The organism is Arthrobacter sp. Soil764 (genome assembly GCF_001428075.1).
Taxonomy (GTDB): domain Bacteria; phylum Actinomycetota; class Actinomycetes; order Actinomycetales; family Micrococcaceae; genus Arthrobacter.
This window is the reverse complement of sequence record NZ_LMSI01000012.1, coordinates 197,033-213,808: the sequence shown is the minus strand read 5'-3', so window position 1 is coordinate 213,808 and position 16,776 is coordinate 197,033. Positions and strand designations below refer to the sequence as shown.

Here is a 16,776-nt window from a genome sequence, read left to right as displayed (position 1 = left end):
CTACTGTGCAAGACTTTGAATATCACAGGATGACTGTCAGTTTCGCGGCAGGAATGCGGATCTTTTATCCATGACGGTGTTGGAGATCCTTGATTTCCCGGTGGCCGGCTTGGTTCATGGCTCATAAATCGCGCATTTCGGTGTGCGCCGCGGCTCATCGCCCGTGCGGACCGCAGCTTGGCTGCCGGGCCGGCGCCGTGTTCCGCGGATAGGATGGCAAGTCCCGGATCAGACCAAGGAGCGCAGGCATGCCCAGCCAGACCGCCAGGCCCCGTGCCATCTTTCTCGACATCGACGGAACGTACGCCGACCATGGACTCGCTCCGGCAGCGCATGTGAATGCGGTGCGGACTGCCCGGAAACTCGGACACCTGGTCTTTGTCTGTACCGGCCGCCCACTGTCCATGGTCCCTACGCACATCCTGGACGCGGGATTTGACGGCACCATTACCGGGGCCGGTGCCCGCGTAGAGGTCAATGGGGAGATCCTGAAGGACGCCCGTTTTGAACCGGAACTGGCGGCACGCATTGTGGAGGCCCTGGATGCGCACCACGCCGCCTACATCCTGGAAGCCCCGGAGGCCCTGTACGGCCGGATCGGGGTGGACCGGCGGCTGAGGGAGGTGCTGGGCCCCGTCTTCGCAGGCCGTCCACAGCACGACGGAGTTCTTAGCACGGACGTGGATCCGCTCGAGGACATCCTGGGGCCGATGCAGTACGGAGATGACCTCCGCAACACCTCCTATGCCAAGGTCTCCTGCTTCGATTCACCGGTACCTTTGACCCACTTGATGGAATCCTTCGGCCCGAACGTGGGGCTGATCCCCAGCTCCCTGTCAGCGCTGGGTGACCGCGCGGGGGAGATCTTCATGGCCGGCACCCACAAGGCGGTGGGCATCCAGGCCGTGGAAGCCCGGCTCGGCCTGGACAGGGCGGACATCATTGCCATCGGCGACAGCGCAAATGACATTGAAATGCTTGAGTACGCAGCCGTGGGCATCGCCGTGGAGGGCGGCCATCCCGCCGTTCTTGCCGTGGCGGACAGGATCACCGCCCCGCCCGCGGGCAACGGCGTTGCGCTGGCCTTCGCCGAACTCGGGCTCCTGGGCTAGACCAGGCTGGATTGGAGCGCCGGGTGGGCCTCAACCCACCGCCGGAACCGTGACCGCGGCCCCGGCGGGGGTGCCGAGGCCCCGCACTGCCCAGCCTTCTTCCTGCCACGCCGCTGCATCCAGCACGTTCCGCGCATCCAGGACCACCCGCCGTCGTACCTGCCGGCCGGCGACCGCGGGGCAGAGCTGCCGGTACTCGTCCCATTCGGTGAGGAGCAGCACCAGTTCGGCGCCCTGGAGCGCCTTCTCAATGGAGGCCTCGAAGCGGAGGCGCGGGTAGCGGCGCCAGGCAAGGTTCACCGCTTTGGGGTCCGTGACGGTGACGTGGGCCCCGGCAGCTGCCAGCCTGTCCGCCACGTCCAGTGCCGGGGAGTCTCGGATGTCATCGGTGTCGGGCTTGAAGGACGCGCCCAGCACGGTGATTGCGCGCCCGGCCAACGATCCGCCGCACAACTCCGTGGCGAGGCTGACCGTGCGCTCACGCTGGCCGAGGTTGGCCCCATCAACCAGGCGCATCCAGTCTTGCACCGCGGGCACGCCGAGTGTGGCCGCCTGGGCGCTGAAGCTGCGGATGTCCTTTGGCAGGCAGCCGCCGCCAAAGCCGAGTCCCGCATGCAGATACCGGCTGCCGATCCTCGGGTCCAGCCCCATCGCCTCGCTGAGCTCCGTCACGTCCGCGCCCGCGGCATCACACAGCCCGGCCACGGCATTGATGAAGCTGATCTTGGTGGCCAGGTACGCATTCGCAGCCGACTTGATGAGCTCCGCCGTGGCGAAGCTGCAGACCAGGCGGGAGATCCCGGCTGCCAGCAGCGGTTCGTAGACCGCATCCAGCGCTGCCGCGACCCCCAACGGCGCACCCGTTGCCGCGTTGAAGCCAGCAGGCCGGCCGCCTTCCACGCCATAGACCAGCCGGTCCGGCACCAGCGAGTCCTTGACGGCGGTGCCCTGCCGCAGGAACTCGGGGTTCCAGCCGAGCAGCACGTCGGGGCGCGGCGCCAGGATGCCGCGGAGCATGTCCACCGTTCCAACGGGCACAGTGGATTTGCCCACGACGACGGTGCCCGCAGCCAGGTGCGGCAGCAGGGTTTCGAGGGCGGAGACCAGGAACGTGAGGTCGGCGCGGTCGGACGTTTTGTCCTGTGGGGTCCCCACACAGAGGAAATGCACTTGGGCGTCCCTGGCGGCCGCCGGATCGGTGGCGAACGTCAGCCTCCCGGTGGCACGCCCGTCCTGGAGAAGCTCGTCCAGCCCGGGCTCGTGGAAGGGGGCCACTCCCTGTGCCAGGTGCTGTACCTTCCCGGGGTCGACGTCGATGCCCACCACCTCGTGGCCCATTGCTGCGAGGGTTGCCGCGTGGACGGCTCCCAGGTACCCGCAGCCGATTACTGAAATCCTCATGACGCTGCTCCTGCCCTGGAAATTTTCTGCGGGGTTTCCGGAACCGCCGGCAGGACGTCCCGGTAGTGCTGCACCAGCTCCGTGCACAGCACCGGCCACGTCCTGTCCTGTACTGAGGCGTGGGCGGCGGCCGCGAACGCCCGGCGCTTGGCGTCGTCGCCCACCAGGTCCTGCACCCTGGCGCGCATCGCTGACAGGTCGCCCGGTTCGTAAAGCCACCCGGTCCGCGAATTCTCCACCAGGTCCAAAGGCCCGCCACGCCCCGTGGCCACCACCGGAACCCCCGATGCCATAGCCTCCTGGATGGTCTGGCAAAAAGTCTCGAACTCGCCGGGATGGACGAACAGGTCAAGGGAAGCCACCGCCCGCGCCAGCTCCTCGCCGCCCAGGAACCCGGTGAATACGGCGCGGGGGAGTGCAGTCTCCAGCGCTGTGCGCTGCGGTCCGTCGCCCACGATCACCAACCTGGTGTTGGGCATGCCGGACAAGGCGGCCAGGTCCTCCACCTGTTTTTCCACCGCCAGCCTGCCCACGTAGCCGATGATCCGTTCACCGTTGGGGGCCACCGCGGCCCGCCACCCGTCGTCGCGCTTTTCCGGCGAAAACCGTGCGGTGTCCACACCCCGCCGCCACATCTGTACCCGCGGGATGCCCCGGCCGCGCAACTGGTTCAGCGCGAACGTGGAGGGCACCAGCGTGCGTGTTGCCAGTAAGTGGATGTTCTCCACCCGGTTCCAGGCCCAGTTCTCCAGGAATGGAACACCGTACCGGGCGGCGTAGCCGGGGACCTCGGTCTGGTAGACGGCCACGGTGGGAATTCCCAGTTGGCTGGCCGCCTGGGCGGCGCGCCAGCCCAGCACGAACGGCGAGGCAAGATGCACTACCTCGGGCGCGTACTCGGCAAGGATTCGCTTGACCCGGTACACCCCTCCCAGCGCCACCCGCACGTTCGTATAGCCCGCCAGCGGAACCGACGGGAGCCTGTGTACCTCGGCGCCTTTGACCTCGTCTGCCTCCCCGTCGTGGGCGGAAGGTGCTATGACCAGGACCTCGTCGCCCCGCTCCTGGAGATGGTCCAGGACCCGCAGGATGGAATGGGTGACACCGTTCATCAACGGCAAAAAAGATTCGGCAACAATTGCGATCCGCACCCCTCAACCGTGGGCGCCTTCCTTGAAATGGCGGGGGAGAAAGCGTTACCCGAAGGAAAAGGCCGGATGAACAACTGCCCCTGGGTTTCAAATTATTTAGTAAGTAGGCTTGGCATCCGATGCTAAGCATGCTTACGGTAGTGGGGCAGTCAGCGCAAAGCCTCAAGCAGCCGGGGCGGAAGCCAGACGTCGGGGACAACCCGCGCCAGGACATCCATTGCTGGCAGACCCAGTGCAAAGACACATCCAAGGAGAGTCATGCTCAACAGGGAAAATCTTGAAAACCTGCTCACCAAGGGCGGCAACGTCGTCGGTTCCGATGGCACCAAGATCGGTTCGATCGGACAGTTGTACGCAGATGACGACACGGGTGAGCCCACATGGGTCACGGTCAAGACCGGCCTTTTCGGCACCTCGGAGTCATTCATTCCGGTTGAGGGTGCACACAACCAGGGCGAAGACCTGGTGGTGCCCTACAGCAAGGAACACGTCAAGGACGCCCCCCGCGTGGACGCAGATGGCCACCTCACCCCCGAGGAAGAGGACCGGCTGTACACGTACTACGACCGTGGCGCACGGACCTACACCGAGGCCCGCACCGGCACTGACAGGGACGTTGACCTGCAGGGCGACGCCGACCTGAACGCCGGCACCCCCACCGCCGGGCTTGGGGCGGGCCGCGACACGAGCGACCGCGACACGTACGACCGCGACACGGATGCCCGGGGAACGGTTGGCCACGACACTTCCGGCCCCACCACGGACGACGCCATGACGCGGTCCGAGGAGAGGCTGCACGTGGGCAAGGAACGTGAAGCCACCGGCCGGGCACGGCTGCGCAAATACGTCACCACCGAGAACGTCACCAAGACCATCCCGGTGGAACGCGAAGAAGTCCGGATTGAGCGTGAGCCCATCACGGACGCCAACCGCGGTGCCGCGTTCGACGGACCTGCCATCAGCGAGGAAGAGCACGAAGTGGTCCTCCACGAGGAGCGCCCCGTCGTTGAGAAGGAAGCCGTTCCGGTGGAGCGGGTCCGGCTGGACAAGGACGTTGTCCGCGACGATGTCACGGTCAACGAGGAAGTCCGCAAGGAGAACATCGATACAGACGGTGATCACCGCCGCTGACCGGCGCGGGGGCTTCGGCCCCCGCCCCGCGGGTGGGCTGGTTGGACCAGCCGCCCTGACACGGTGAACGGCGCCGGGAGCTACCTTGGGGGCTCCCGGCGCCGCAGTCGTTTAAAACGCTGGTGCAGCCACGCCGAGGGCGGTGACTGCACCAGCCAGTAGGACGAATATCTTCAGAACTTACGGTTCATCTTTCATTCGCGGCTCCTGTTTTCCCGGTTTACGGAATCCGGGTTGTTGGCTGGCGCCGGATCAAAGGCGGCGGCCAGCAGAAATCGCAGTACGCCCTCGGCGGGTCCTCTGGTGTTGGTTGCTACCAATTTTACGGCGGGGGTTGGGAAAAAGCGCTGGCCTGCCGGTCATTTGATTGTTCATCCATGGCCGCATGGAGCCTGTCGTTCGCCGGTAGAGCCCACCCGGCGTGACACCATGGAACACGATGAAACTGCGCGCTGACCAGACCGGAGACCGTGGCCTTCCCATGCCTTTGTGGCTGCAGGGCGGCCTTGAGACGGCGCAGGCAGCCATCATTTCGGCGCTGGTGGTGGTGGCGCCCATTGTCGCCGTCTGGGCCACTGCCGGTTTCCAGAACGGTCAATTCGAGGTCCTGGCACGGCTGGCCGGCCAGTCCTGGCTGCTGGTCCATGGCGTGCCCCTGGAGCTGGCGGGAGCGGGACCGGAGGGGGCTTCGCATGGGGGAACCGGTGTCCTGAGCCTCATCCCGCTGGGCCTGACCCTGATTCCGTTCCTCCTGGCCTGGCGTGCAGGCCGCCGGCTGGCCCGGGCCTCCTACACAGACCAGCTGTGGCAGGCGCTTTTGGGATCGTGGGTGGTCTACGGGGCGTTCGGCGCAGCCACCGGATTCGTCTGCCGCAATGCCGACGTCGTAATCAACCTTTGGTACGCCCTGCTGGTTCCGCTGGTTCCGTATGCGCTCGGCATGGTGATTGGGGCCCGCAGGGAGGCAGGCTCCTGGAGCCGGCTCATCGGCGTCGATGCCGTGGACTGGATTTCGCGCACCAGCCAGCATTCCCGCTGGGCGGGTTCGTACTTTGCGTCCGCGGCGAAGGCAGGGTTCGTGGCCGTGATGTCCGCGCTTGCCCTGGCCGCAGCGCTGCTGGCAGTAGACCTGTTTATCCACTGGAACCTTGTGGTGTCTGTCTATGAAGCGCTCGACGCCGGCCCGGTGGGAGGTGCCGCCCTCACCATCGCGCAGCTCGGCTTCCTGCCCAACCTTGTGGTCTTTGCCCTCGCCTGGACGTCCGGCGCCGGTTTCGCCATGGGTGTCGGTTCCCAGGTGGGTCCGCTGGGCACCGCCGTGGGGCCGCTTCCGTCCGTCCCCGTCCTGGCGGCCATCCCGTCGGGGCCACTGGACTACGCCTTGGTGGCCATGATCGTTCCGGTGCTGGCCGGCGTCATGGCGGGATGGTGGTTCCTGCGGGAGGGGGAGAACCATTTTGACGAGTGGTTGGCCATCAAGATCCACGCCCGCTGGTTCACCGCGGCTGTCTCCACCCTGGCGCTTGGCGTGCTGGCCGGCCTGGCCGCGGGGCTGCTGACCGTGTGCCTGGCCTGGCTTGCCAGGGGATCAGCCGGCGTGGGCCGCCTGACCGCCATCGGACCTGACCCTCTCTGGACGGGACTGTGGGTGGCCGCCGAGGTGGCTGCCGGCGTCGTGATTGGCTACGCGGCCGGACCATGGCTGGAACGCGAGACAACCGCGCCGGTGGAACAGGACGCCGAGCTGGTGCACTAGGGGTCAGCGCACCTTGGTGGGCAGGACATCCTGGAACTGCACCATGCACGCGTGGGTGGCCCGGTCCGTCAGGGCGCGGCCAAGGCAGGCCTGGTACTCCCGCACCTGGTCAAAGAGGACCATGGTGGTGACAATCAGCAGCACCATGACGGCCGCAACCACCAAGCCCGAGATGGTGCCGAAGAGAACCAGCTTGGATTCCTTCAGCCGGACTGCCCGCACCAGCAGGACAATTCCCAGGACCAGGCCCGCGGCGGTGAGCACCGTGGTCAGCCACAGGTAGCCCACATCCAGCTGGTACACAAAGAACGCGCCGAGCACCGAAACCACGAACATCCGGAACAGGGTGTGGGTCTTGGTGAGGGACGCTTTTGCCGCCTGGCTGAGCGGGGGCCTGACCTGCTGCTGCCCGCTCCGGCCCGGTTCGCTGTTCATGTTTTCCAGCGTACGCGAGCCTGCACCTAAGCTGGACCAATGCGTATCGTCGTCCTCGTTTCCGGCACCGGGTCCAATCTCCAGGCAGTTATCGACGCCGTCAAAGCGGGCGAACTCCCCGTGGAGATCGCGGCGGTGGGTGCGGACCGCGAAGGAACGTACGGCGTCGAACGGTCAGCTGCGGCAGGCATCCCCACGTTCGTGGTGGACTTCAAGGCCTACCCCGACCGTGCCGACTGGAACGCGGCACTGACCGAGGCCGTGGCCGGCTACAAACCGGACGTGGTGGTGTCCTCAGGGTTCATGCGGATCGTCAGCCCAGGCTTCATCGACGCGTTCAACGGCAGGTACCTGAACACGCACCCGGCGCTGCTGCCGGCATTCCCCGGTGCCCATGGCGTGCGGGACGCGATGGCGTACGGGGTGAAAATTACCGGCTGCACCGTCCACTGGGCGGACGCGGGCGTGGACACCGGGCCCATCATTGCCCAGGAAGCCGTGGCCATCCAGGACGCGGACACCGAGGAATCCCTGCACGAGCGCATCAAAATCGTGGAGCGCCGGCTCCTGGTCTCCACCCTGGCCGCCCTCGCCGCCGACCCCTCGTTCTCCCCCTCCTAGCTCCCAGCCCGCTAGTCGAGGCGGCGCTGGCGGGTTTCGGGGGAGAAGAACGCCATCCACAGGACAGACGCCAGCACCAGGGCTCCCGCGAGCGCAAACGACGTGGCCAGCCCGAGCTCGGGCCAGAAGTAGTTCGCGAAGATCAGCGGGCCAAAGCCGGCGCCGAGGCGGGAGAACGTGGATGCCCAGCCGAACCCGGTGCCCCGCAGTTCCGTGGGATACAGCTCGGAGACATAGGCGTAGAGCACGGGGATGGCCACCTGCACCACGAACCCGAACACCAGCAGCCAGAACACCGCGGCCGTGGGGATGTCCACCACGAACGCCACGATCACCAGGGTCAGCGCGGACAGCGGACCGGTGACGGCCAGGATCCACTTCCGCCCAACGCGCTCCACCAGGAGTGCCGCCACCACCACGCCGAGGAATCCGACGGCGGCCATGGAGGCTGTGGTGACGAACGCCTTGTACTCTGCGAACCCTGCGCCGATGAGGATGCGGGGCATCCACGTCAGGGACAGGTAGTACACCAGCAGGATGCTGAAGAACAAGGACCAGGCGGCAGCGGTGATTTTCCAGTTGAACTGCCAGACCGACCGCAGCTGCGTCCACGCGCTGCCGGCGGAGAGCCGCGGGACGTCCCTGGCATCGGGCAGGCTGTAGGCACGGGGTTCTGCCCCGGTGGCTTCCACCAGGCCGTCAATAATCCGCGCCGCTTCTTCGCGCCGGCCCTTACGGATGAGGAACAGGGGGGACTCGGGCACGCTGCGCCGGACCCAGAAGACCAGCAGGGCGGGCAGGACCATCACCAGCATGGTCAGGCGCCAGTCACCGTATAGGGCCACCAGCCCGGCGGAGACAAACCCTGCCAGGGCAGCGCCGATGGGCCACCAGCCATCCATGGCCGTCAGCACTTTGCCGCGCTGTTTCCGGGGCGTGAACTCACCCACCAGGGCGTAGTCCACAGGAATGCAGCCGCCCAGGCCGAACCCTGCCATGAACCGGAAAATGCAGAACCAGGCGAAGTCGGGGGCGAAGGCGCCGAACACGGTGAACACGGAGAACAGCAGGAGGGTGGCCGTGAAGGCTTTCTTGCGTCCCACGGTGTCCGCGATGGTTCCCCAGATGAAGGCGCCCAGCGCCATGCCGATCAGGTTGGCAGTGCCCACCCAGGCGGCCTCCCCTGCAGAGAGCGACCAGTGCTTGGACAGCAGTGGAATCAGGATGCCGTTCAGGGTCACATCCCAGGCATCGAACATGAAGCCGAGGCCCCCGATCAGGAAGATCCTGCCCTGGACTTTCCATCGCCAGGGCAGTTCCTGGACCACCTGTTCGCCGCTGGGCACAGTGGTGTAAGTATTCATCGCCGCCTCCTGTCCAAAACTCTAGCCCGGCCCCACCCCGTTCACACTCCGGCGGCCACGCCGGGCAACCGCGCCCTTCGCGATAAACTGGCCCTATCCCCACCAACCGCGGCCCTGTACCGCGAGATAAGACGGAGACATTTGTGAGCTTCACGCAGCATGAGCGCGTATCCATAGACCGTGTACCCATCCGCCGGGCCCTGATCTCGGTTTACGACAAAACCGGTCTGGAGGAGCTCGCCCAGGGCCTGCACGCAGCGGGCGTGAAGCTCGTCTCCACCGGGTCCACGGCCAAGAAGATCGCCGCCGCGGGCATCCCGGTTCAGGAGGTGGAAGAGGTCACCGGTTCACCCGAGATGCTGGACGGCCGCGTCAAGACACTGCACCCGCGCGTGCACGGCGGCATCCTGGCGGACCGGCGCGTCCCGGCCCATATGGAAACCCTCGCCAGTATGGACATCGAAGCCTTCGACCTGGTGGTGGTGAACCTCTACCCGTTCGTCGAGACCGTCAAGTCCGGTGCCGCGCAGGACGACGTCGTGGAGCAGATCGACATCGGAGGCCCCGCCATGGTGCGGTCGGCCGCCAAGAACCACGCCGCCGTCGCTATCGTGGTGGACCCGTCCTTCTACGGCCAGGTGGTGGAAGCTGCCGCCGCCGGCGGCTTCGACCTGAAGACCCGCCGGCGCCTTGCCGCCAGGGCCTTCGCGCACACCGCTGCCTACGACAACGCCGTGGCAACCTGGACTGCCAGCCAGTTCCTGGATGAGGACGGCGACGGCGTCATCGATTGGCCCGCCTACGCCGGCCTGTCCCTGGAACGCTCGGAAGTCCTGCGCTACGGGGAGAACCCGCACCAGCAGGCTGCGCTGTATGTGGACAAGGCCGCCCCGGTGGGCATCGCCCAGGCGGACCAGCTGCACGGCAAGGCCATGAGCTACAACAACTTCGTGGACGCCGACGCCGCCCTGCGCGCCGCCTACGACTTCAGCGAACCGGCTGTCGCCATCATCAAGCACGCCAACCCCTGCGGTGTGGCGGTCGGCTCGCAGGGTGCCGCGGACCCAATCGCCGATGCCCACGCCAAGGCGCATGCCTGCGATCCCGTCTCCGCGTTCGGTGGCGTCATCGCCGCTAACCGCACGGTCACTGCCGGCATGGCCAACACCGTCAAGGACATCTTCACTGAGGTTGTCATCGCTCCCGGCTTTGAACCGGAAGCCGTGGAGATCCTTTCCAAGAAGAAGAACATCCGTCTGCTCGCCCTGCCCGAGGGCTACGGCCGCTACCCCACGGAGTTCCGCCAGGTTTCCGGCGGCATGCTGGTCCAGGTTGCTGACAAGGTGGACGCCGACGGCGACAACCCCGCCAACTGGACCCTCGCCGCCGGCGAAGCCGCTGACGAGAAGACCCTCGCGGATCTCGCCTTCGCCTGGACCGCCTGCCGGGCCGCCAAGTCCAACGCCATCCTCCTCGCGGAGAACGGCGCGGCGGTGGGCATTGGCATGGGTCAGGTCAACCGCCTGGATTCGTGCCGGCTGGCCGTGGAGCGGGCCAACACGCTGGGCGTCACGGTGGAGTCCGACGTCGAAGGTGCCGGCGGTGCCTCCAACGCCAGCGGTGCCGGCGCACCGCAGCGGGCCCGCGGCGCCGTGGCCGCCTCCGACGCGTTCTTCCCGTTTGCCGACGGCCTGCAGATCCTGATCGACGCCGGCGTGCGCGCCGTGGTCCAGCCCGGCGGATCCGTCCGCGACGAAGAAGTGATCGCGGCAGCCAACGCGGCCGGCATCACCATGTACTTCACCGGAGCGCGGCACTTCTTCCACTAAGCCCCACCCACCCATCGATTGCTCCGTACCTGCCGTTTTCGCATCCGAAAAGGGCAGATACGGAGCAGTCGATGGTGGTTAAACGACGACGGCGCCCGCCCCCTTCGAAAGGGAGCGGGCGCCGTCGTGGTTGTGCCGTTAGTCCTGGTCACCTGGAGGCGGGCCGGGCTCCGGAAGTTGAATCTCCCGGGGCTTGGCCTCCGCCATCCGCTGCTTGGTCCAGTACTCGAGGACTTCCTCGTGAGTCTGGCTCAAGTCCACGTGGCTGACAGGGTCCTCGTCGCGGTGAGGTTCCTTAGGATTTTGCTGCACTGGCGTAGGTGGACTGGATGACGGAGCCCCAGTACGGGCCGTACATCACGGCGGAACGGTTGTAGCCGTAGCTGTTGATGGAGTTCTGGATGCCGGCAGCCCCGGTGGAGGAGCTCGTCTGGATGAACCACGGGCCGCCTGAGGAGCCGCCCGTCATGTCGCAGGGGATGCCCTGGGTGTTGAACTGCGGGTTGTTGGGATCGTTGCTTGCCTTGCCGGTGCAGCTCTTCAGGGTCTCGCCGTTGAAAGGTGCAGCCGCCGGGTAGCCGTAGGACTTGTAGGTCAGGCCGCGGGCCTGGTTGAAGGCCACGCCGGACCCGCCCACGACCGACGTCAGGGTTTGGTTTTGTGCGTTCCGGTTCACCACGGCAAAGCCGGTGTCGTAGGTCATGTCACCGGCGGAGACCCACTGGCTCGGCGCGTATAGGGCCCGCGCGGACCACTTGCCGTAGGGTGTTGCGCCGTTCTCATAGGCGGGCGCAAAGATGAAGTTGGTGGCGTACGCGCCGGGGCCTTCATTCACGCAGTGTCCTGCGGTGGCCACTGTGCTGCCGTTGGTGGAGGAGACGGCGTTGCCGGAGCACACGTAGTTTGCCCCGCCCAGGGTGAAGAAGACTTTGCCGATGTGGCTGACCGGCTGCTCGCTCTGGGCCGTGGCGGTTGTGGTCGTGCCCTTGGTGCCCTTGGTGGAGGACGGCTTGCCTTTCTCCACGATGGCGGCGCTGGAGCGGTTGCCGCGTTCCAGTGCCTTGCCGGCCAGGGTGTCGCCGGGGAGGGCGCTCTGCATCCGCTCCGGCGTCCAGTAGTCAGCGGCGCCGGCGGCGTTGAGGACAGCACTGGTGACGGACGGGTTCTTGTTGTCGTCCGACGCTCCAGGTGCAGCCGTGGCAGCACCTGCGCCGGTGAGAGCCAGAACGGTGGCGGCGGAGAGGCTCAGGAGGGCGGTAGCCAGAGACCTGGTGCTTGTCATTGTTGTCCTGTCTGAACGGGGAAAAGGCCTGGAAAAGCCGAGTGTGACCCTGCGAATTTATCCCCTTCATGACAGTTTTGTAAATAGTAGTGACGTATCATGTATGGCCGCCCCGCCGCTAGAAGCGGCCAACCCGGACGGACGCCCTGGCGAGCAGTGCACGCAGGTTCCTGCCGCCGTCGTACGTTCTCCATCGCTGTAATCCTGCCCATCGCAGGGGTAACGCTGGGACTCCGGTACGGTTCAAACCGGCCTCCTCGGGTAAGTTGTACATGGTGAAATAGACCGAATTTTCACAACCAAGCCGACCCACAGGGAGACGCCCGCGCATGTCCAAGATTATCTACACCCACACCGACGAAGCGCCGATGCTGGCTACCTATTCGTTCCTGCCAATCATCGAGGCGTTCGCTTCGACAGCAGGTGTGGAGGTGGAGACCCGCGACATTTCGCTCGCCGGCCGCATCATTGCCCAGTTCGGTGATTACCTGACCCCCGAGCAGCAGATCGGCGACGCCCTTGCTGAACTCGGTGAGCTGGCGAAGACGCCTGAAGCCAACATCATCAAGCTGCCCAACATCAGTGCTTCCATCCCGCAGCTGAAGGCAGCCATCGCCGAACTCCAGGGCCAGGGCTACGCGCTGCCGGATTACCCGGACAACCCTTCCTCTGATGAGGAAACCGCCGTCCGCTCGCGCTACGACAAGATCAAGGGCTCGGCCGTGAACCCGGTCCTGCGCGAAGGCAACTCGGACCGGCGTGCGCCGCTGTCCGTCAAGAACTACGCGCGCCAGAACCCGCACTCCATGGGCGCCTGGACCCCTGACTCCAAGACCAACGTGGCCACCATGGGCCAGGACGACTTCCGCTCCAATGAGAAGTCCGTCATCATCGAGTCCGAGGGGACCATCGCCATCCAGCTGGTCCGCGAAGACGGCTCGGTGAAGGTCCTGAAGAAGGCTTTCCCCGTGCTGGCCGGCGAGGTCATCGACGGCACCGTGATGCGCGCCGCCGCCCTGGATGAATTCCTGAAGGCCCAGGTTGCCCGCGCCAAGGAAGAAGGCGTGCTGTTCTCCGCGCACCTGAAGGCCACCATGATGAAGGTGTCGGACCCCATCATCTTCGGCCACGTGGTCAAGGCCTACTTCACCGAACTCTTCGATACCTACGGCAAGCAGCTCTCGGCCGCGGGCATCAGCCCGAACAACGGCCTCGCCGCCATCCTCAGCAGCCTCGAGGATCTGCCCGAGGACGTCCGCGACGGCGTCCAGAACCTCATCAAGAAGGGCCTGGACGACGGTCCCGCCCTGGCTATGGTGGACTCGGACAAGGGCATCACCACCCTGAATGTCCCCAGCGACGTCATCGTGGACGCCTCCATGCCTGCCATGATCCGCAGCTCCGGCCACATGTGGGGCCCGGACGGCAAGGAAGCAGACACTCTGGCCGTCCTGCCGGACAGCTCCTACGCCGGCATCTACCAGGTGGTCATCGATGACTGCCGCGCCAACGGTGCCTACGACCCCACCACCATGGGCACCGTGCCGAACGTTGGCCTCATGGCGCAGGCAGCCGAGGAATACGGCAGCCACGACAAGACCTTCGAGATCCAGGAAGCCGGCAAGGTCCAGATCGTGGACGCTGCAGGCAACGTCCTGATCGAGCACGAGGTGGCCGAAGGCGACATCTGGCGTGCCTGCCAGACCAAGGACGCCCCCATCCGCGACTGGGTCAAGCTGGCCGTTACCCGCGCCCGCGCCTCCCAGACCCCGGCCGTGTTCTGGCTGGATGAGGAACGCGCGCACGACGCCAACCTCATCGCCAAGGTCAACGAGTACCTGAAGGAGCACGACACCGAGGGCCTGGACATCCAGATCATGTCCCCGGTCAACGCCATCGCCTTCACCCTTGAGCGCATCCGTAAGGGCGAGGACACCATCTCCGTCACCGGCAACGTGCTCCGCGACTACCTCACGGACCTGTTCCCCATCCTGGAACTGGGCACCAGCGCCAAGATGCTCTCGGTTGTTCCGCTGATGAACGGCGGTGGACTCTTCGAGACCGGTGCCGGCGGTTCCGCCCCGAAGCACGTCCAGCAGCTGCTCAAGGAAAACCACCTCCGCTGGGACAGCCTGGGTGAATTCCTGGCACTGGCCGTCAGCTTCGAACACCTGGCCACCACCACGGGCAACGCCCGCGCACAGGTCCTGGCCGATACCCTGGACCGCGCCACCGGCACGTTCCTGCTGGAGAACAAGTCCCCGAGCCGCCGCGTGGGCGAGCTGGACAACCGTGGCAGCCACTACTTCCTGGCCCGCTACTGGGCGGAGGAGCTGGCCAAGCAGACGGACGACGCCGACCTGGCCGCCGCATTCAGTTCCGTCGCCAACGAGCTTTCCGCCAAGGAGGAAACGATCGTGGGCGAGCTGGCCAAGGTCCAGGGCTCACCCGTGGACATCGGCGGATACTACCACCCGGAGGACGCCAAGGCTTCGGCCGTGATGCGTCCTTCTGCCACCCTCAACGAGGTCATCGCCAGCCTGGCCTAGCATCAACGCCGCTGCTGCGGCAGCTGCGAAAAGAGGCGGTGCTCCGGATCAGTCCGGAGCACCGCCTCTTTTTTATGCGCTTCGTACCGGGGCTAGTCCTTGCCCTTACCCTTGTCGCCGTTGTTGTTCTTGCCGGCGTCGGCACCGTTTCCACCCGCATTGCCTTGGGCCGGCGCGGGCGCCGGCGCGGGGGCTGGCTGGGGTGCGGGCACCTCGGCGCTGGGGGAGGGACTCTCAGCTGCCTGGCCGGCGGCGGCCCGGGCCTCCTCGGCGGCCCTGGCTGCCGCCTGCTGTGCGTCGACGGCTTCCTTGAGGTCCGCACGGACAGCGGTGGCCACGGTGGTGATGCTTCGGCGCCGTTCCTCGGACAACTGGCCCTTTTCCTGCAGCGCCGAGAGGTCCGCCTCAAGACCCTCCAGCGACTTCAGTGCCGTTGCCGGATCATTTTGGGACGACGCCTGGGTCACTTCCAGCACCCGCGCCTGGAGTTGTGCCGCGGCCTCGCGCTTAAGCCCGCTCCCTGGTCCGGCGCACGCGCTGAGCAAACCCGCCGCCAGGAGGGCCGCCGAGCAGGCCAGGACCATCCGGCCGCGCATGGCATACCGCAAGGTCACGGCTCAACACTCTTCTGGAGTTCCTGCAGATGGTCGCCCAGCACACCGGTCACGGTGGGGTAAGGGACGACGTCGGCCGGCTGGGCGGAGAGGCTCATCATCACCGCAGCGGCGGCTGCAGCAATCACCAGGACACCGAGCACGACGGCCAGCCAGATCCGTTGGGTCCGGGACAGGCGGGATTTGCGGGGAGCCTTGCCGGTGGACAGGCCGGCTCCGGAAGCTGCCGCTCCGGAACCAGACGGTGGGGCGGCAGGCCGGCCGCCGGGTGCTGGCTCTTCAGCGTCCGCGGCTGCTGCGGCTTCGCGCACCTCTTCCACCGATTCTTCGGCAGTGATGGAGGGCGGGTGGAAGGGCATGGCCGGAAGTACACGCGTGGTTTCCGGTACCAGTTCGCCGGGCGTTGATGCTGGCGAAACCAGGGCCTGGCGCAGCGCCGTCTCAATGTCAGCGGCTGCCGGCCGTTCCAGCGGCTCGATGGCAGTCATGGAACGAATGAGGTCGGCCCATTCCGCGGGGACGTCGTCGGGGATTTCCGGGGCGCGGTGGAGCCGGGCAACGGCGGATTCCACTGCACTGCCCGGATACTCAACGGTGCCCTTGATGCACTCCAGCAGCACCAGACCCAGGGAGTAGATGTCCGTGGCTGAAGACAGTGGTTTGCCGAGGGCCTGCTCGGGACTGAGATAGGCAGCCGTGCCTACCATGGTGCCGGTGGCTGTGAGGCGGGTGGAATCCACGATCCTGGCGATGCCGAAGTCCGTGAGCTTGGGCCTCAGCGGCTCGCCGGGGCGGATCTGGACCAGGAGGATGTTCCCCGGTTTGATATCGCGGTGGATGATGCCCAGGCCATGCACGTATGCCAGTGCGTCGGCGACGCCGGCGCCGATGACGGACAGCTCCTCCAGCGGCACCCTGCTGTGCCGGATGCGGCTGCGCAGGTCCTGGCCCTCGACGAGTTCCATGGTCAGGAAGGGGCGGGGCTCGTCCGGAATACGGTCATCGATTCCGGCATCGAAGAGCGTCACGAGGCCCGGATGGTTCAGGGTGGCAAGGAGCTGGATTTCGGCTTCCTGCCGCTTGAGCTCGTCCGCATCCGGTGCCTGCGGGGCGAAGAGTTTCAACGCCACGTCACGGCCCAGTTTTTCATCGAGGGCGCAGTACACCGATGACATTCCGCCGCGGCCTACAACTTCGCCCAAACGGTAGCGACCGCCGACAACTTCATTCTTGATGGAGCTAGGCGATTCCGCCACCATGACCGTTCCTCCCGGTGCTCTGCGGCACTGTCGTACCTCAAATTATACGGGGGGACCGGTTAAACCAACGATTGAACTAGCCTTTCGCCTGGCGCACGTCGACGGCCCGGCGGCGATTTCAACTACCTTCGCCGCCGGACCATCGGCTACAAGGACATGTGTGCTGAAGACATGTTTGTACTGTTTGCTTGGTTTCTTGTGTCGGGTCCTCCTTTCGTCAGCCCGCTGAATGCTGCCGCTTCAGGCGCGTATGCGGGCGGTTTCCGCTACTA

13 protein-coding genes are annotated in these 16,776 nt (G+C 66.1%); 6 read left to right on the top strand and 7 right to left on the bottom strand.

Features of this window, described 5'->3' with window-relative positions; genetic code table 11:
* The first annotated feature begins 248 nt into the window (after nucleotides 1-248).
* Nucleotides 249-1,112 (top strand): HAD family hydrolase, encoded by an 864-nt coding sequence (locus ASG86_RS08535; protein WP_056332500.1) that lies wholly within the window; start codon nucleotides 249-251, stop codon nucleotides 1,110-1,112.
* 30 nt (nucleotides 1,113-1,142) lie between these two features.
* Here the strand turns inward: ASG86_RS08535 and ASG86_RS08530 are convergent, their stop codons facing one another.
* Together ASG86_RS08530 and ASG86_RS08525 are read right to left on the bottom strand one after the other, a co-directional pair.
* Nucleotides 1,143-2,513 carry a UDP-glucose dehydrogenase family protein gene (locus ASG86_RS08530; RefSeq protein ID WP_056332498.1) on the bottom strand — a complete coding sequence of 457 codons (1,371 nt, stop codon included), beginning with the start codon at nucleotides 2,511-2,513 and terminating at the stop codon, nucleotides 1,143-1,145.
* Nucleotides 2,510-3,664: a glycosyltransferase family 4 protein gene (locus ASG86_RS08525; protein ID WP_056332496.1), complete on the bottom strand. Its 1,155-nt coding sequence runs from the start codon at nucleotides 3,662-3,664 to the stop codon at nucleotides 2,510-2,512. Before ASG86_RS08525 ends, ASG86_RS08530 begins: the two co-directional genes overlap by 4 nt.
* Nucleotides 3,665-3,922: 258 nt before the next feature.
* Between ASG86_RS08525 and ASG86_RS08520 the strand changes: the two genes are divergently transcribed.
* Together ASG86_RS08520 and ASG86_RS08515 are read left to right on the top strand one after the other, a co-directional pair.
* Nucleotides 3,923-4,795, top strand: coding sequence for a DUF2382 domain-containing protein (locus ASG86_RS08520; RefSeq protein WP_056332494.1), 873 nt, complete (start codon nucleotides 3,923-3,925; stop codon nucleotides 4,793-4,795).
* Nucleotides 4,796-5,234: 439 nt separating this feature from the next.
* Nucleotides 5,235-6,551 (top strand): cell division protein PerM, encoded by a 1,317-nt coding sequence (locus ASG86_RS08515; RefSeq protein ID WP_056332493.1) that lies wholly within the window; start codon nucleotides 5,235-5,237, stop codon nucleotides 6,549-6,551.
* A 3-nt stretch (nucleotides 6,552-6,554) separates the two neighbouring features.
* Here ASG86_RS08515 and ASG86_RS08510 read toward each other — a convergent pair whose 3' ends face one another.
* Nucleotides 6,555-6,986 carry a hypothetical protein gene (locus ASG86_RS08510; RefSeq protein ID WP_056332492.1) on the bottom strand — a complete coding sequence of 144 codons (432 nt, stop codon included), beginning with the start codon at nucleotides 6,984-6,986 and terminating at the stop codon, nucleotides 6,555-6,557.
* 39 nt (nucleotides 6,987-7,025) lie between these two features.
* Here ASG86_RS08510 and purN point away from each other — a divergent pair, with 39 nt between their 5' ends.
* The gene (purN, locus tag ASG86_RS08505) at nucleotides 7,026-7,607 is read left to right on the top strand and encodes a phosphoribosylglycinamide formyltransferase (RefSeq protein ID WP_056332491.1); all 582 of its coding nucleotides are present in this window, start codon (nucleotides 7,026-7,028) and stop codon (nucleotides 7,605-7,607) included.
* Between the two features lie 11 nt (nucleotides 7,608-7,618).
* Here purN and ASG86_RS08500 read toward each other — a convergent pair whose 3' ends face one another.
* Nucleotides 7,619-8,971, bottom strand: coding sequence for an MFS transporter (locus tag ASG86_RS08500; RefSeq protein WP_056332490.1), 1,353 nt, complete (start codon nucleotides 8,969-8,971; stop codon nucleotides 7,619-7,621).
* 143 nt (nucleotides 8,972-9,114) lie between these two features.
* Here ASG86_RS08500 and purH point away from each other — a divergent pair, with 143 nt between their 5' ends.
* On the top strand, nucleotides 9,115-10,800 hold the full coding sequence (gene purH, locus ASG86_RS08495; RefSeq protein ID WP_056332488.1) for a bifunctional phosphoribosylaminoimidazolecarboxamide formyltransferase/IMP cyclohydrolase: 1,686 nt from the start codon (nucleotides 9,115-9,117) through the stop codon (nucleotides 10,798-10,800).
* 295 nt (nucleotides 10,801-11,095) lie between these two features.
* Here purH and ASG86_RS08490 read toward each other — a convergent pair whose 3' ends face one another.
* A complete protein-coding gene (locus ASG86_RS08490; RefSeq protein WP_056332485.1) occupies nucleotides 11,096-12,082 on the bottom strand; it encodes a trypsin-like serine peptidase in 987 nt (328 codons plus the stop codon).
* 329 nt (nucleotides 12,083-12,411) lie between these two features.
* Between ASG86_RS08490 and ASG86_RS08485 the strand changes: the two genes are divergently transcribed.
* Nucleotides 12,412-14,631: an NADP-dependent isocitrate dehydrogenase gene (locus tag ASG86_RS08485; protein ID WP_056332483.1), complete on the top strand. Its 2,220-nt coding sequence runs from the start codon at nucleotides 12,412-12,414 to the stop codon at nucleotides 14,629-14,631.
* Between the two features lie 92 nt (nucleotides 14,632-14,723).
* On the opposite strand, the gene ASG86_RS08480 is transcribed toward ASG86_RS08485, so the two are convergent.
* The gene (locus tag ASG86_RS08480; RefSeq protein WP_082566720.1) at nucleotides 14,724-15,245 is read right to left on the bottom strand and encodes a hypothetical protein; all 522 of its coding nucleotides are present in this window, start codon (nucleotides 15,243-15,245) and stop codon (nucleotides 14,724-14,726) included.
* Nucleotides 15,242-16,504 carry a serine/threonine-protein kinase gene (locus tag ASG86_RS08475; RefSeq protein WP_056332481.1) on the bottom strand — a complete coding sequence of 421 codons (1,263 nt, stop codon included), beginning with the start codon at nucleotides 16,502-16,504 and terminating at the stop codon, nucleotides 15,242-15,244. The genes ASG86_RS08480 and ASG86_RS08475 overlap by 4 nt, the downstream gene beginning before the upstream one ends.
* Nucleotides 16,505-16,776 lie beyond the last annotated feature (272 nt).

What these genes read in the sequence shown, in the direction of transcription:
- ASG86_RS08535 (WP_056332500.1), top strand. Translation starts at nt 249, where the DNA reads ATGCCCAGCCAGACCGCCAGGCCCCGTGCCATCTTTCTCGACATCGAC.
- ASG86_RS08530 (WP_056332498.1), bottom strand. Translation starts at nt 2,513, where the DNA reads ATGAGGATTTCAGTAATCGGCTGCGGGTACCTGGGAGCCGTCCACGCG.
- ASG86_RS08520 (WP_056332494.1), top strand. Translation starts at nt 3,923, where the DNA reads ATGCTCAACAGGGAAAATCTTGAAAACCTGCTCACCAAGGGCGGCAAC.
- ASG86_RS08515 (WP_056332493.1), top strand. Translation starts at nt 5,235, where the DNA reads ATGAAACTGCGCGCTGACCAGACCGGAGACCGTGGCCTTCCCATGCCT.
- ASG86_RS08510 (WP_056332492.1), bottom strand. Translation starts at nt 6,986, where the DNA reads ATGAACAGCGAACCGGGCCGGAGCGGGCAGCAGCAGGTCAGGCCCCCG.
- purN (WP_056332491.1), top strand. Translation starts at nt 7,026, where the DNA reads ATGCGTATCGTCGTCCTCGTTTCCGGCACCGGGTCCAATCTCCAGGCA.
- ASG86_RS08500 (WP_056332490.1), bottom strand. Translation starts at nt 8,971, where the DNA reads ATGAATACTTACACCACTGTGCCCAGCGGCGAACAGGTGGTCCAGGAA.
- ASG86_RS08490 (WP_056332485.1), bottom strand. Translation starts at nt 12,082, where the DNA reads ATGACAAGCACCAGGTCTCTGGCTACCGCCCTCCTGAGCCTCTCCGCC.
- ASG86_RS08485 (WP_056332483.1), top strand. Translation starts at nt 12,412, where the DNA reads ATGTCCAAGATTATCTACACCCACACCGACGAAGCGCCGATGCTGGCT.
- ASG86_RS08475 (WP_056332481.1), bottom strand. Translation starts at nt 16,504, where the DNA reads ATGGTGGCGGAATCGCCTAGCTCCATCAAGAATGAAGTTGTCGGCGGT.